This is a genomic window from Streptococcus sp. SK140 (genome assembly GCF_000259525.1).
Taxonomy (GTDB): Bacteria; Bacillota; Bacilli; order Lactobacillales; family Streptococcaceae; genus Streptococcus.
In genome coordinates this window covers 37,646-52,483 of the sequence record NZ_AJML01000032.1, presented here as the reverse complement: position 1 = coordinate 52,483, position 14,838 = coordinate 37,646, and the positions used below count along the sequence as shown (strand labels likewise).

Sequence of the window (14,838 nt, the reverse complement as noted above, 5' to 3'; positions counted from 1 at the left end):
CCTACATGGATTTGTAAGAACTTTTCATATTGAAAATAAACAAAAATGTTGAAATATAGCTGATTTTAGGGAAATACTTTTAGGTATTTTCAATGTCAGGATTTAAAAATGGGGCAAAAGCGGGGCAAAAACGAATGACTCGTATTTTGTTTGAAAACCTATAATACCTAATGATTATGCTATTCTAGATATATAGTTTTGTTATAAATAAATGTCAGTGCGAGATCAAATTGGAGAATAAAATGGAAAAACAAATTTCTACGTAGAATGGAATGCGAAAAAGTGATAATTAAAGAGACGAAAAAGCTGAGAATATGATTTCCCAGCTTTTTTGAATGCGATAGAAATAGCAACTAGACTATTTACGAAAGGCCTCAATAATGTAGGTGAAGCCAGTAACTAAAAATGAAAAGGCAATGACATAAACGACAAAGACACCTGTAGCCACTGGATTGAACAGAATCACTAGACCTAGTAAAAATTCAAGCAAGGCTACCCACGTGATATTGCTACCAATAATAGGGAAAATCAATCCTAGACGAATGCCTTTAAAGAAAGCAATAATGGCTTCTACAATTAACCAAATTCCTACAATGGTCGGAATGACGACCGGCAGGGTCACAAAGCCATAAGCAACGAGGTAAAGAGCTAAGAGAAGACTAACAAATCCTTGGAAAAGATAAACAGGTGAGCGAAGCTCTTTTGGTGCAGAGAAATAGCCTAAAATAGCTGCTATAGAAGAAACCAGTAAACCAAATGAAATCCACCAGCTGTAAGCAACAAGATTAGCTACTGGGTTTGTAAATAGGAAAAGTCCTAAAAGGACAAAAACAACTCCTGCAAGGAATAGCAGTAAACGATTAGAAAATTTCATTTCAATACCCCCTATATAGTATAGTTTTCTAATAAAACTATTGTACTTATTTTTATAGAAAATGTCAATAAAATAAATAAACAATTTGGAAGTTTCAGTCTGACTTACAAAAAGAAAAGGAGTTTTCACTCCTTTTCACAGATTGAAGACAAAGTCCTTATAAAAGTGTCTTCTAAAGATTTTAACTTCAATCTGAAGCGAGGTTATCCTCGCTTTTTCTATTTATCAAACAATTCCTTATTTTCAATTAAGAGTTCTAGTGGAGATTTATCCCTTGCTTCAATAAAACCAGGTTCATATTGGTTATGAAGTGTTCTTTTCTGAGAAGTTGGATCAATATACAACTCATCTCCATCTTCTGTGTATAGTTGGTTGCCTCTTGTTAAGTAAAGTAAATCCTCTAAGTACTGTCCATCAGTTTCTAGAAAATCTTCGATGTATTTGACAGCTTTTAAAATCTCACTTACTTTATCAGAGTATTCATTAGATTCAAGAACACTCTTTTCTAACTCAATCTCTTTACTAGTTCCAAATAGTTGGGTTGGAGTTGCATTAAAATATTCTGCTATCTTATCCAAATTTGCAAAGGTAGGATAGCTTTTTTGTTTTTCGTAATCAGAGATGTCTGGAAAGATTGCTCATAAAAAAATGTGGGGCAAATGATGGGGCAAATCAGTTATAGACAAGCAAAAAAGCCTTATAAATCAAGGCTTTTTCCTGTTGATTTAGATGCCCCCTGCAGGGCTCGAACCTGCGACCCATAGATTAAGAGTCTACTGCTCTACCAACTGAGCTAAGGAGGCAAATAAAAAGCTGTATTGGTGCCGAAACTTCACGGTTTGTATTGAACCCGCGCAATTAAGCAGGTGGGCAACTCGCTCTAACTGAAGCTGTTTCCGTGTGAGACGGCCTACATGCTGTTAGAAGACTTTTGTTTCCCTAATAATACAAAAAATAGTCGGTCAACACTTAAATGTGAAGTCGTACACCACAGCGTTTCTATGATTATATGATACCACTTTTTCAAAAAAAATCAAGGGAAAATTAAAAATTTTGAAAAGGATTTCACAAGTTTCGTAATTTATCAATGGTTTCCTTGCGTTGAGCCAGGGCGCGTTCGTATTTTCCACTATCTTCTGGAGAAAAGTAGTGATGGTCACGGATTTTTTCTGGCAAGTACTCTTGATTGACCCAGTGACCAGGATAATTATGTGGATAGAGATAATTTTGGGCGTTCCCTAGTTCCTTGCTGCCGCTATAATGTCCATCTCGCAAGTGACGTGGAATCGGCAGATGCCCCGATGTTTTAAGGTCAGCCAAGGCCTTATCTATAGCCACATAGGCTGAGTTAGACTTAGGTGAAAGTGCCAGATCAATGACGACATTGGCGATGAGGATGCGGGCTTCTGGGAAACCGATCCTTTGGGCAGCATCCAAAGCAGTTACGGTATGAATCTGAGCTTCGGGATTGGCTAAGCCAATATCTTCATAAGCAATCACAGTCAAACGACGAGCTAGGCTAGGAAGGTCACCAGCCTCTATCAAGCGAGCAGCATAGTGGAGACTAGCATCGACATCGGATCCACGGATGGATTTTTGTAGGGCAGATAGAACATCATAGTGTCCGTCTCCATCCTTGTCCATAGTGATGTAGCTTCTCTGAAGACTATTTTCCATGATGTCGAGCGTGATGTGACGGACACCGTCATCATTTTCTGGGGTGGAGAGAACTGCCAAATCAAGCGAATTGAAGGCAGAACGGAGATCTCCATTGGTAGATGTTGCGATAAAATCAAGGGCATCATCATCTAACTCAACAGGGAAATCAAAACCTCGTTCAGGGTCAGTCAGGGCGATTTGAACGGCTTCTTTGACATCTTGGTTAGACAAGGGTTCCAACTCAAAAATCTGAACACGACTGCGGATGGCTGGAGTGACAGAAAAGAAAGGATTTTCAGTTGTCGCCCCGATCATGATGACCAGTCCACTTTCTAGGAGAGGCAAGAGAAAGTCTTGTTTAGTCTTGTCAAGACGATGAATCTCGTCTAGTAGCAGTACAAGGCCACCTGAGAATTTAGCTTCCTCAGCGATTTCTTGGAGGCGTTTTTTACTATCAACAGTTGCATTGAAGGTCCGAAAAGCATACTTGGTCGTTCCAGCGATGGCTGAAGCGATACTGGTTTTTCCGATGCCTGGAGGTCCGTATAGTATCATAGAGGATAGGCGATTGGCTTCCACCATACGGCGGATAATCTTGCCTGGTCCAACTAGATGCTCCTGACCGATGACCTGGTCGATGGTTTTGGGGCGCATACGAAGCGCGAGATTGTCTGGCATAGCAGCCCTTTCTAACATGGATTTTCTGATACGAATGTGGTAATATGGTAGTATCTATTTTAGCATATTTCCGAGTATTCGGGGCGATTGAAGAGTCGTATAGAAAGAGGACAAAATGGCAACATATGGATTTTTAGATGTTTTACAAGAAGAGTTGGACAAGAACTTTCCTTTTGATTATGAGATTAGTTGGGACAAGCGTAATCATGCGGTTGAAGTGAGTTTTCTGCTTGAGGCGCAAAATTCTGCAGGGGTGGAGATGTTAGATGAAGACGGAGAGGTTTCGTCAGATGATATCCTTTTTGAAGAAGCGGTACTTTTTTACAACCCTGCCAAGTCAACAGTTAATGCAGAAGACTATCTGGCAGTTATCCCTTATTTGCCGAAGAAAGGTTTTTCTCGTGAGTTTTTAGCTTATTTTGCGCTATTTCTTAAAGATACTGCAGAGGTTGGACTAGATGCCCTCATGGACTTTTTGGAAGACTCAGAAGCAGAAGAATTCGTCATGGAATGGAACCAAGAAGTCTTTGAAGAAGGAAAGGTTGGCTTGGAAGAGGGAGAATTTTACCCTTATCCGAGGTATTAGGAGTTGGTTGGAGATTTTATGAAGAAAATTGGGATTTATTTGGTTTATGCGCTAGCTGTTATCTTTATTATGCTGGCTTTTGCTTGTGGAACAATCGCATTTGCAGAGTTGGGGTATTCCGCAGTTTTAGTTTTTACTTTTGGTTATGCCTTCGCTCTTCTAAGCATGTATTTAATCTTTATTCTCCATGAGCTGGGACATGCTTTTTGTGGCTACTTGACAGGCTATCGGCTGGTGGCTTTTGGATTAGGGAACTTTCTTTTAACAAAAAAGTCAGGAAGGCTTCATCTTAGTCGAACAGCAGTTATAAAAAATGTTGGTGCTCAGTATATTGGTTTAAAAGAGAATGAAAGTGATCAAAGAATCATCTTGATGCTTTCAGGAGGCTTGCTGGTTCATATCAGCTTGATGTTATTGGCGATATTGTTTGGATTTTTGACAAGAAGTTGGTATTTTGCTGGTACTTGGATTTTTTTGAATTTGTCTTTCTTTCTAAACAATGCTTTGCCAGTCGGCATCACCGATGGAGCGAAAATTTGGGAATTGAGACAACACCCTGAAAATACGAAATACGCCTACCTGATGTTGAGGCATTCTGCCCAGACCTTGCTAGCTCCTCAAGAATATGATTTAAAAGACTTTATCATGTCTGTTGATGAGGATGTGAGAGGGAGTTTTGCAGAAAGTGTTCAGACTCTTCAGGGATTGGTATTCATATTGGATGATAATATAGAGCTTGCAAAGCAACAGTTTCAGTCTGTGTTAGAGAAAACAGATAATCCAATGTCTAAAACTATTTCTCAATTATACCTTCTTCAAATTGCTCTGATAGAAGGAGATAATAAGAAAGCGGAAGAATATGCAAGTATTCGAGGGGTCAAATCCTTTTTATCTCTAAAAACAGCAGATATGCAGGTCATTCAAGCTTGGTATCAATTTAAGGTAAAGAAAGATGTAGTTCAAACTCACAAGGCTATGAAGATTGCTAGACAGAAAATGGATAGTAGTCGGATGTTACGGGATGAGAAATCCTACTACCAGCAGTGGTTAGATGAGTTGGAACAAGCCATACAGGAAGAAGAGACTCAGTGAGCTGAGAAATAGAAAAGGGAGCTGTCCGATGCTTCAGAAATTTAAGCGGTTATTTAGTAAAAAATCCCAAGAACGTGAGTCGTTCCTTCCCCGCAATCGCTTTGCGGATCTAGATTTCGAGAGAGTATTGAAGTCAGGAACTCGTCGCCTTGTTAATGAGGAAGGACGCTATGCTGAGGATGGGAAAATCACAGAACTTGAATTTCCTGAAGATTTTGCGGAATTTGAATTTCTAGTTGGTTTTAAGACGGAGGAAGAAGAGCAGTTTCAGCAACTATTAGCTCGTTTGAATAGTTTTGACAATGCCATTCAGTCCCATTTGGAAAGCGAGTTGCACCAACCCATCCCTCAGTATGCTAAGGATCTCGGCTATACTCAGAAGAAGTGGGGAAGGACATTTTACTTCCATCCTTGGATATTAAGTTTTGAGGAAAATCCTCCTAATCTTCGCTATGTTGCAGATTATGTAAATGATGAGTTTACGGTTTATTTTGCTAAAAAACATGGTAGATGGCAGGCGTACTGGGATGCAGAGTGTCAAAAGGAAATAGCAGAAGGCTAGTTCGGTCTTTTACAGAGTCTAGTTGTTATCATAGGAAAGAGTAAATATCATGGAATTATTGGATAGCAGAATGGATTTTACAGGCTCTAAGATTGCCTTGATTTGTGGGGATAAGGTCTTGACTATCTTACGTGATGACAAAGACGATATCCCTTGGCCAAATATGTGGGAGTTGCCAGGTGGTGGTCGTGAAGGAAACGAAAGCCCTTTTGAATGCGCAGCGCGTGAAGTTTATGAGGAACTAGGCATTCATTTAAATGAAGATTGTTTGCTCTGGAGCAAGGTCTATCCCAGCATGCTCTGTGAAGGCAGACAGTCAGTATTTATGGTCGGTCAGTTAAGTCAGGATCAGTTTGACAGTATCACCTTTGGAGATGAAGGGCAGGGCTATAAATTGATGAACATTGAGGAATTTTTGACATCCAGTCAAGTAGTTCCGCAGTTGCAGGGGAGATTGAGGGATTATTTGGAGGAAAGTTTATGATAACACTTGTTCGAGCGGGAGCAGAGGATTTAGAAACTATTATTGCAATTCAAAGAGCTAGCTTTAAGGCTGTCTATGACAAATACCAAGATGAATACGATCCTTACCTGGAGGATCGCGAACGAATCAAGTGGAAATTAGTCGAGCGTCCCAATAGCTATTACTACTTTGTAAAAGAAGATGAAGAAAACATCGGATTTTTACGAGTTCAGACCAATGCCGAGTTAACGAATGCTTGGTTGGGAACGGCAGCTATTTTGCCTCAGTATCAAGGAAAAGGGTATGGATCTAAAGGTTTAAGCTTACTGGAAAAAGAATTTCCAACCATCACACAATGGGATTTGTGTACGGTGTTACAGGATGCAGGCATGGTCGCGTTCTACGAGAAGAATGGCTACCATCAAACTCATATTGAGCCTGAAAAAGAAGGCATGGATATGGTCTACATGAAAAAATTGATTGACAAATAGAAAGGATGGTTCGGTTAGATTTCTAAACTGAACCCGCCCTAAATACTGTGCCAAAAAGATAAACTTCTCTTAGACACAAACGTCTTCAGAGAGTTTCCTATTTTGGCTTTGTGTTTTACGGGCTTGGTATCTTAATGATGGAAACATGGCAAGAGTTAAAAGTTACAGTGAAGCGTGAGGGAGAGGAGTTGGTTTCCAACCTCTTGATTGAGTTAGGTGCCCAAGGGGTAGCAATTGAAGATAGCATGGACTATGTTGGAAATGTGGACCGCTTCGGTGAGATTTTCCCTGAGGTCGAGCAACAAGAAGAAATTGTGGTGACCGCCTACTATCCGGAAACGGTTGATGTAGCGGCAGTTGAAGCAGATTTGAAGGCTCGCTTAGCAGAATTAACTGACTTTATGGACTTAGGAGAAGTCAAAATGGGGACGACTGCTTTGGCTGAGGAAGACTGGGCGGACAACTGGAAGAAGTATTATGAACCGGCACGCATCACCCATGACCTAACCATCGTACCGTCATGGACGGACTATGAGGCAACAGCGGGAGAAAAAATTATCAAGCTGGACCCTGGTATGGCCTTTGGGACAGGGACCCACCCAACAACCAAGATGAGCCTCTTTGCCTTGGAACAAGTTCTTCGTGGTGGTGAAACAGTGCTAGATGTAGGGACTGGTTCAGGGGTTCTTTCTATTGCTAGCTCCCTTCTAGGTGCCAAGGAAATTTTTGCCTATGACCTGGACGATGTGGCGGTTCGTGTCGCTCAGGAAAATATTGAGCTCAATCCTGGTATGGAAAACATCCATGTAGCCCCAGGCGATTTGCTTAAAGGAGTGGAAATTGAGGCAGATGTTATCGTGGCCAATATCTTAGCGGATATCCTTATTCATCTGACGGAGGATGCTTATCGCTTGGTCAAGGATGAAGGCTACCTCATCATGAGTGGCATTATCAAGGACAAGTGGGACATGGTCCGTGAGTCAGCAGAAGCGGCTGGATTTTTCCTTGAAACCCACATGATCCAAGGAGAGTGGAATGCTTGTGTCTTCAAGAAGACCAAGGATATCTCCGGTGTAATTGGAGGCTAGTATGCAACAGTATTTTGTCAAGGGCAGTGCAGTCTCACCTGTCACCATCGAGGACAAGGAGACCAGCAAGCACATGTTTCAGGTTATGCGCTTGAAAGAAGATGATGAGGTCGCTTTAGTATTTGATGATGGCATCAAGCGTTTGGCGCGCGTGGTCAATGTGGAGGCGCGTCAGTTTGAATTGCTCGAAGAATTAGCTGACAATGTGGAACTGCCAGTCCAAGTGACTATCGCATCTGGTTTTCCCAAGGGAGATAAGTTGGAGTTTATCACTCAAAAGGTAACGGAACTAGGTGCCAGTCAGATTTGGGCCTTCCCTGCAGACTGGTCAGTTGCTAAATGGGACGGTAAAAAACTAGGGAAAAAAGTCGAGAAACTAGAAAAAATCGCCCTTGGAGCAGCCGAGCAAAGCAAGCGCAACTTTGTCCCAAGTATTACGCTTTTTGAGAAAAAGGCAGACTTTCTAGCGCAACTGAGCCAGTTTGACCGCATCGTGGTGGCTTATGAAGAGTCGGCTAAAGAAGGCGAATCAGCCGCACTTGTACAAGCAGTTGCTGGACTGGAAAAAGGAGCTAAATTGCTCTTTATCTTTGGTCCAGAAGGTGGTCTTTCACCCGCAGAAATTGAAAGTTTTGAAGCCAAAGGAGCAGTCCTTGCAGGTCTTGGTCCTCGTATTTTGCGAGCAGAAACAGCACCGCTTTATGCCCTGTCAGCCCTTAGTGTTTTATTAGAATTAGAGAAATGAGAGGAAAAAGATGGAACAAAAACACCGTTCAGAATTTCCTGAAAAGGAACTTTGGGATTTGACAGCCCTATATCAAGACCGTGAGGACTTCTTGCGTGCGATAGAGAAGGCGCGTGAAGACATCAATCAATTTAGTCGAGATTACAAGGGCAATCTTCATACTTTTGAAGATTTCGAGAAAGCTTTTGCGGAATTGGAGCAAATCTACATTCAGATGAGTCATATCGGTAATTATGCCTTTATGCCTCAGACGACAGACTATGGTAATGAAGATTTTGCCAATATCGCCAAAGCTGGAATGGACTTTGAGACAGATGCCAGTGTCGCCTTAACTTTCTTTGATGACGCCTTGGTAGAAGCAGATGAAGAAGTCTTGGACCGTTTGGGTGAATTGCCACATTTGACAGCAGCCATTCGTCAAGTCAAAATCAAAAAAGCCCACTATCTTGGGGCGGATGTGGAAAAGGCCTTGACTAATCTGGGTGAAGTTTTCTACAGTCCACAGGATATCTATACTAAAATGCGAGCTGGAGATTTTGAAATGGCTGACTTTGAAGCCCATGGTAAGACCTACAAAAACAGTTTTGTGACTTATGAAAATTTCTACCAAAATCACGAGGATGCTGAAGTCCGTGAGAAATCCTTCCGTTCCTTCTCAGAAGGACTACGTAAGCACCAAAATACAGCTGCGGCAGCTTATCTAGCCCAAGTCAAGTCTGAAAAACTCTTGGCAGATATGAAGGGATATGACTCAGTATTTGACTATCTTTTGGCTGAACAAGAAGTAGATCGTGCTATGTTTGATCGCCAGATTGACCTCATCATGAAGGACTTTGCGCCAGTCGCTCAGAGATACCTCAAGCATGTTGCCAAGGTCAATGGTCTTGAAAAGATGACCTTTGCGGACTGGAAATTGGACTTGGACAGTGCTCTTAATCCAGAGGTTAGCATTGCTGATGCCTACGATTTGGTCATGAAATCAGTCGCACCATTGGGGCAAGAATATTGTCAAGAAATTGCTCGCTATCAAGAAGAGCGCTGGGTTGACTTTGCTGCCAATAGTGGCAAGGATTCTGGTGGCTATGCAGCTGATCCCTACCGTGTGCATCCATATGTCCTCATGAGTTGGACAGGCCGTTTGAGCGATGTTTATACCTTGATTCATGAAATCGGGCACTCTGGTCAATTCATCTTTTCTGACAATCACCAAAGCTATTTTAATGCCCACATGTCGACCTACTATGTCGAAGCACCGTCAACCTTCAATGAATTGCTTCTCAGCGATTACTTGGAACAGCAGTCTGATGATCCACGTCAGAAACGATTCGCTCTTGCTCACCGCTTGACAGATACCTACTTCCATAACTTTATCACCCACCTCTTGGAAGCAGCCTTCCAACGTAAGGTTTATACACTGATTGAAGAAGGAGAAACCTTTGGGGCAAGCAAACTCAACAGTATTATGAAGGAAGTCCTGACTGACTTCTGGGGAGATGCTATTGAGATTGATGATGATGCAGCACTGACTTGGATGCGCCAAGCTCACTATTACATGGGCTTGTATAGTTACACTTACTCTGCCGGTCTTGTAATTTCAACTGCTGGTTATCTCCATCTGAAACAATCAGAAACTGGAGCTGAAGACTGGCTCAATCTCCTCAAATCAGGTGGTAGCAAAACACCACTTGAGTCAGCTATGATTATTGGAGCGGATATTTCAACAGATAAACCACTCCGTGATACCATTCAATTTTTGTCTGATACGGTTGACCAAATTATCGCCTACAGTGCCCAGTTGGGAGAATAAAATCATAAAAGTGCAACAATAGAGTTATATTGTTGAGATTTTAGAATGACATTTATTTCATAAAGTTTGCTGAAGACTTTGTCTTCAGACTGTGCATCATTACAGATCTATCGGTTGGATTTTATATATCTTGTCGTGGGCGATTAGACTTGGGAAAATACTTAGAAAAGGACGGAGATACTAGTGCGTGTCAATAAAAAACTTAGCTTGTTTATCATTGGAATTGCTATGCCGATTTTGTTTATGGTCTGGAAATTCAGTCAACCTGTTCTTCCAAAAACTTATCAGGAGGCTGTTCAGTATACCAAAGCAATCAATATGAAAGAAATGCGCTCCAAACTTGCAAATGGCGATGAGTTTGTCGTCTACATTGGAAGAGAATCCTGTCCCTACTGTCAAAAGTTTGTGCCCAATTTGGCTCTAGCGATTCAAAAAAGTCACCAAACGGTCTATTATTTGGATAGTGCTTCTGATGAAAAGGATGAGATTACAGCCTTTGCAAAAGAAATGGATATCCAAACGGTTCCGAATCTTTCAGTCTATCAAAATGGTAGTAAATCACGCTATTTAGAGCAAGGAAGTTCCGCTAGTCTTGAAGAAATCCTTTCATTTTTAAAGAATGAATAGTTCTGAAGAATTATTATAAATGACAAAAAACGACTCCGAAAATTGGAATCGTAGAGATGCTAAAAGAGGTTGGATGATTTTCCAACCTCTTTTTATGAATCTTAATGGAATTGCATACCACCATCAACGATAATGGTTTGACCTGTAATGTAGTTTGAATCTGGTCCAGCGAGGAAGCTAACTGCTGCAGCCACATCTTCTGGTTCAGATAGACGTTTCAATGTAATATCTTTTGCGAATGTTTGCATACCCCATTCATCGTCTTTTCCTGCATTTTTTCCAACTTCATGAGCGATATCATACATCATCGGTGTTTTAACGATACCTGGAGCATAAGCGTTGACAGTGATACCTGACTCTGCTAAATCACGCGCCAATGTTTGAGTAATACCACGAACAGCGAATTTTGTACCGCCGTAAACAGTCAAGTTTGGATTTCCAACAACACCTGCTTGAGAAGTAGCATTGATGATTTTACCACCGTGACCAAGTGCTTTGAACTGAGCTTGAGCAGCTTGTGCTCCCCAAATCACACCACCGACGTTAATAGCAAATGTGCGAGCGAATTGTTCCTCTGTAATTGTATCCAGAGGTGTAGTAGGAGCGACACCAGCATTGTTTACAACAACATTCAAGTCTCCGAAATGATCGACAACTTTTTGGAAAGCTGCAGCAACTTCTGCTTGTTTAGACACATCAGCTACAACAGCAAAAGCTTTGTCTGCTGACAATTCAGCAACTGCTTTCTCAGCTGTTTCAGCGTTGTAGTCTAAAACTCCAACCTTAAAACCATCTTGAACCAAGCGTTTTGCGATTGCAAAACCGATCCCTTGACCTGCACCTGTAACGATAGCTACTTTAGACATATGATTCCTCCTCGGTATCCGTGATACCATTCAAACGTTCATAAAAGAACAGCAAAGGGTTGTAAGTGAGTTGTGATAGATTCTAAAAGAAGTCCTATCACTTTTAGTATATACTTTTGTGAAATTTGTGTCAAACAAATGCCTATTTTCCAAGCACATTTCTTGAAACCCTTTCCTTCTTCTGATAGACTAATACATAGTTTGAAAAAAGGAGATTTAACATGAAAACATTTGTTGCTGAATTAATCGGTACATTTATGCTTGTGTTCATCGGAACAGGAGCTGTTGTTTTTGGAAATGGTGTTGAAGGACTTGGACACCTTGGAATTGCTCTTGCTTTTGGTTTGGCAATCGTAGTCGCAGCCTTCTCAATCGGAACTGTTTCAGGTGCTCACTTGAACCCAGCTGTTTCTATCGCTATGTTTGTAAACAAACGTTTGTCATCTTCAGAGCTTGTAAACTACATCCTTGGTCAAGTGGTTGGTGCTTTCCTCGCATCTGGATCTGTATTGTTCCTCTTGGCAAATTCAGGTATGTCAATTGCAAGTCTTGGTGAAAATGTCTTGGCAAACGGCGTAACTGTCTATGGTGGTTTCTTGTTTGAAACAATCGCAACTTTCTTGTTTGTTTTGGTCATCATGACTGTAACATCAGCAAGCAAAGGTAATGGCGCAATCGCTGGTTTGGTGATTGGTTTGTCATTGACAGCTTTGATTCTAGCTGGCTTGAACATCACTGGACTTTCAGTAAACCCTGCTCGTAGTTTGGCTCCTGCTGTCTTGGTAGGTGGCGCAGCTCTTCAACAAGTTTGGATTTTCATCCTTGCACCAATCGTTGGTGGAGTTCTTGCAGCTCTTGTTGCTAAAAACTTCCTTGGAACTGAAGAATAATTGAAACTCAAAAAGCCTTGCTCCTCATGATGAGGAACAGGGCTTTTTTATATCTGTTTAGCGGTTGTCAATTTTCTCTGGATAGAGGTCATGTTGGAAGAGGCGTTGTTCTGCCAAGCCTTCATACTTGGTTCCAGGTCTACCGTAGTTGTAGTAAGGGTCAATTGAAATACCACCGCGAGGTGTAAATTTCCCCCACACCTCTAAATAGCGAGGGTCTAGCAAGTTGACCAAGTCTTTTCCGATGGTGTTGATACAGTTTTCGTGAAAATCCCCATGATTTCGGTAACTAAAGAGGTAGAGTTTAAGGGATTTTGACTCGACACAGAGCTTGTCAGGAATGTAGGAAATATAAATCGTTGCAAAGTCTGGCTGCGCAGTGATTGGGCACAGTGAGGTAAATTCAGGGCAGTTGAATTTGATGAAATAGTCATTTTCTACATGACGATTGTCAAAGGATTCGAGGACTTCTGGTTGATAGTCAAAGATGTAGGTAGTTTCTTTATTGCCCAGTAGGCTTAGGTTTTTCATTTCTTCTTGTTGTGACATGATTTTTTCTTTCTAATCTTAAACACCACGTTGGTTATCGTAGAGGAGGGTATGGAGTTGTGGAAGGACGCGAACATTGCCCCAGCTATCGTCAGCAGCGACGAGTTCCCAGAGTTCTTTGAGGCGGTCTAGTTGGTCTTGGACAATATTGCCTGTAGCCTTGGGCTCAGGATTTCCCGCCGATAAGAAGAGGACATCTGGTTGGTAGCGTTCTTGAATGCCTTTGGCAAAGGCTAGGTCTGCATCATCAAAGACAGGGATTTTAAAGGTGACCTTGTCTGGGTCTAGTTGAGAAACGATAAAGTCCAAGGTTTCAAAGTTGACTTCCATCTTGGATGAAGGAGGTTTGGGACTCAAGGTGACCTGGTCGATGTTTTTCAACCAATGTTGCCAGCGGGAGCCTTGGGTTTCAACAGCCAGAGTAACACCACGTTCCTTGAGCTTGGTGACGAGTTCGGCCATGTTGGCTGCTAGGATAGCAGGATTTCCACCAGATAGGGTTACATAGTCGTAGCTTCCTAGCTTATCTAACTCAGCGATTACTTCGTCAGCCGTCATGCGAGTTGGTTTTTCAGAGCCATCCCATGTAAAGGCAGAATCGCACCAGTCGCAGTGGTAGTCGCAACCAGCAGTGCGGACAAACATGGTTTTCTGGCCGATAGCACGACCTTCACCTTGAAATGTTGGGCCAAAAATTTCTAGAACTGGTAATTTAAGTACACGTTCCCTAGTCATCTAACCACTCCCGTCTAAACTCCGCAAAGGCAGTCGGAGTTTCATAGAGGCGAACATATTCCAAGCGAAGACCGCGCTCCTCTGGCAACTCTTGGTTCATGGTTTGGAAAATCCAGTAAACCATATTCTCAGCAGTCGTATTCATGTAGGGCAGGGTTTCATTGAGATAGCGATGATCCAAGTGGGGTTCTAAGTAGTCCTTGTAGATTTGTTTGATATCCCCAAAATCGTAGGTCATTCCACGTTCATCTAAAAATCCACTGACAGCGATTTGCAGATGATAGGTATGGCCGTGCAGGGATTTGCATTTCCCCTCATAGTGAAAGAGGTGGTGGGCAGCATCAAAGGTAAATTCTTTTGAGACTAAGGTTCTGTGAGGATTGTAGACAAGGGACTCCCCAGTTTCTTGTTTGATTTCTTTGGGGGCAAAAAACATCAGGCCTCTCCTTTCTGAGAGAGATAAACCTCTAAACCATGTTGGCGTAGATGGCAGGCAGGACAATCTCCACAACCAGTACCAATAATCCCATTGTAGCAGGTCAAGGTCTTTTCACGAACATAGTCAAAGGCACCGAGTTGGTCGGCTAATTCCCAAGTTTCAGCCTTGTCTAGCCACATGAGAGGTGTTTGGATCACAAAGTCGTAATCCATGGCAAGGTTGAGCGTGACATTGAGTGATTTGACAAAGACATCCCGACAGTCAGGATAACCTGAGAAGTCTGTTTCACATACTCCTGTCACAATATCCGTAATTCCACGCTGCTTGGCAAGGACTGCAGCAAAGGACAGAAAGAGGTGATTGCGACCGTCAACGAAGGTATTAGGCACCTCTCCTTCTTTTTGCTCAATTTCTAGATCGGAAGTCAAGGCGTTTTCAGTAATTTGTCCTAGCAGAGACATATCTAGGATATGATGACGAATTCCTTGTTCCTCAGCGATTTCTTTAGCCACTTGAATTTCGAGATGGTGACGTTGGCCATAGGCAAAGGTAACGGCTTCGACCTTTTCATAGTGTTGCTTGGCCCAGAAAAGGCAGGTTGTTGAATCTTGACCACCACTAAAGACGACCAAGGCTGATTGACGTTTCATAGTACTCCTTCCAAAATGGGAAATGTTCAGAGCACGC

18 protein-coding genes and 1 tRNA gene are annotated in these 14,838 nt (G+C 42.0%); 10 read left to right on the top strand and 9 right to left on the bottom strand.

Annotation, left to right across the window (positions count from 1 at the left end; translation table 11 throughout):
* Positions 1 to 358 precede the first annotated feature (358 nt).
* From HMPREF1116_RS09005 to HMPREF1116_RS08990, 4 genes are all read right to left on the bottom strand, one after another.
* Positions 359 to 874, bottom strand: coding sequence for an HdeD family acid-resistance protein (locus HMPREF1116_RS09005; protein ID WP_000672741.1), 516 nt, complete (start codon positions 872 to 874; stop codon positions 359 to 361).
* A 218-nt stretch (positions 875 to 1,092) separates the two neighbouring features.
* Complete coding sequence (locus tag HMPREF1116_RS09000; RefSeq protein WP_225305933.1) at positions 1,093 to 1,509, bottom strand: helix-turn-helix domain-containing protein; 417 nt, start codon at positions 1,507 to 1,509, stop codon at positions 1,093 to 1,095.
* 95 nt (positions 1,510 to 1,604) lie between these two features.
* Positions 1,605 to 1,677: transfer RNA gene (locus HMPREF1116_RS08995), tRNA-Lys, on the bottom strand.
* A 262-nt stretch (positions 1,678 to 1,939) separates the two neighbouring features.
* The gene (locus HMPREF1116_RS08990) at positions 1,940 to 3,211 is read right to left on the bottom strand and encodes a replication-associated recombination protein A (protein WP_001113197.1); all 1,272 of its coding nucleotides are present in this window, start codon (positions 3,209 to 3,211) and stop codon (positions 1,940 to 1,942) included.
* 115 nt (positions 3,212 to 3,326) lie between these two features.
* Between HMPREF1116_RS08990 and HMPREF1116_RS08985 the strand changes: the two genes are divergently transcribed.
* From HMPREF1116_RS08985 to HMPREF1116_RS08945, 9 genes are all read left to right on the top strand, one after another.
* Positions 3,327 to 3,797: a DUF3013 family protein gene (locus HMPREF1116_RS08985; protein WP_000257134.1), complete on the top strand. Its 471-nt coding sequence runs from the start codon at positions 3,327 to 3,329 to the stop codon at positions 3,795 to 3,797.
* Between the two features lie 18 nt (positions 3,798 to 3,815).
* Entirely contained in the window at positions 3,816 to 4,889 is a 1,074-nt protein-coding gene (locus HMPREF1116_RS08980) for a M50 family metallopeptidase (protein WP_000719481.1), read from the top strand.
* A gap of 28 nt (positions 4,890 to 4,917) precedes the next feature.
* A complete protein-coding gene (locus tag HMPREF1116_RS08975; RefSeq protein ID WP_000939494.1) occupies positions 4,918 to 5,451 on the top strand; it encodes a hypothetical protein in 534 nt (177 codons plus the stop codon).
* A 49-nt stretch (positions 5,452 to 5,500) separates the two neighbouring features.
* Entirely contained in the window at positions 5,501 to 5,935 is a 435-nt protein-coding gene (locus tag HMPREF1116_RS08970) for an NUDIX hydrolase (RefSeq protein ID WP_000421367.1), read from the top strand.
* The gene (locus HMPREF1116_RS08965; protein ID WP_000631888.1) at positions 5,932 to 6,405 is read left to right on the top strand and encodes a GNAT family N-acetyltransferase; all 474 of its coding nucleotides are present in this window, start codon (positions 5,932 to 5,934) and stop codon (positions 6,403 to 6,405) included. Before HMPREF1116_RS08970 ends, HMPREF1116_RS08965 begins: the two co-directional genes overlap by 4 nt.
* A 137-nt stretch (positions 6,406 to 6,542) precedes the next feature.
* Positions 6,543 to 7,493 (top strand): 50S ribosomal protein L11 methyltransferase, encoded by a 951-nt coding sequence (gene prmA, locus HMPREF1116_RS08960; protein ID WP_007555662.1) that lies wholly within the window; start codon positions 6,543 to 6,545, stop codon positions 7,491 to 7,493.
* Position 7,494: 1 nt separating this feature from the next.
* A complete protein-coding gene (locus tag HMPREF1116_RS08955; RefSeq protein ID WP_001188218.1) occupies positions 7,495 to 8,238 on the top strand; it encodes a 16S rRNA (uracil(1498)-N(3))-methyltransferase in 744 nt (247 codons plus the stop codon).
* 10 nt (positions 8,239 to 8,248) lie between these two features.
* Positions 8,249 to 10,045, top strand: coding sequence for an oligoendopeptidase F (gene pepF, locus HMPREF1116_RS08950; RefSeq protein ID WP_000435535.1), 1,797 nt, complete (start codon positions 8,249 to 8,251; stop codon positions 10,043 to 10,045).
* A gap of 183 nt (positions 10,046 to 10,228) precedes the next feature.
* Positions 10,229 to 10,672 (top strand): thioredoxin domain-containing protein, encoded by a 444-nt coding sequence (locus tag HMPREF1116_RS08945; RefSeq protein WP_001265626.1) that lies wholly within the window; start codon positions 10,229 to 10,231, stop codon positions 10,670 to 10,672.
* A 101-nt stretch (positions 10,673 to 10,773) separates the two neighbouring features.
* Here HMPREF1116_RS08945 and HMPREF1116_RS08940 read toward each other — a convergent pair whose 3' ends face one another.
* Positions 10,774 to 11,538, bottom strand: coding sequence for a (S)-acetoin forming diacetyl reductase (locus tag HMPREF1116_RS08940; protein WP_000048146.1), 765 nt, complete (start codon positions 11,536 to 11,538; stop codon positions 10,774 to 10,776).
* Between the two features lie 221 nt (positions 11,539 to 11,759).
* On the opposite strand from HMPREF1116_RS08940, the gene HMPREF1116_RS08935 reads away from it, so the two are divergent.
* Entirely contained in the window at positions 11,760 to 12,428 is a 669-nt protein-coding gene (locus tag HMPREF1116_RS08935; RefSeq protein ID WP_000847597.1) for an MIP/aquaporin family protein, read from the top strand.
* 57 nt (positions 12,429 to 12,485) lie between these two features.
* Here HMPREF1116_RS08935 and queF read toward each other — a convergent pair whose 3' ends face one another.
* The 4 genes from queF to queC are packed head-to-tail and all read right to left on the bottom strand — an operon-like array spanning position 12,486 to position 14,801.
* A complete protein-coding gene (queF, locus tag HMPREF1116_RS08930; protein WP_000082591.1) occupies positions 12,486 to 12,977 on the bottom strand; it encodes a preQ(1) synthase in 492 nt (163 codons plus the stop codon).
* An 18-nt stretch (positions 12,978 to 12,995) separates the two neighbouring features.
* On the bottom strand, positions 12,996 to 13,712 hold the full coding sequence (gene queE, locus HMPREF1116_RS08925; protein ID WP_000196473.1) for a 7-carboxy-7-deazaguanine synthase QueE: 717 nt from the start codon (positions 13,710 to 13,712) through the stop codon (positions 12,996 to 12,998).
* Positions 13,705 to 14,148, bottom strand: coding sequence for a 6-carboxytetrahydropterin synthase QueD (queD, locus tag HMPREF1116_RS08920; RefSeq protein ID WP_000464580.1), 444 nt, complete (start codon positions 14,146 to 14,148; stop codon positions 13,705 to 13,707). The genes queE and queD overlap by 8 nt, the downstream gene beginning before the upstream one ends.
* On the bottom strand, positions 14,148 to 14,801 hold the full coding sequence (queC, locus tag HMPREF1116_RS08915) for a 7-cyano-7-deazaguanine synthase QueC (protein WP_000828781.1): 654 nt from the start codon (positions 14,799 to 14,801) through the stop codon (positions 14,148 to 14,150). Before queC ends, queD begins: the two co-directional genes overlap by 1 nt.
* Positions 14,802 to 14,838: the final 37 nt, after the last annotated feature.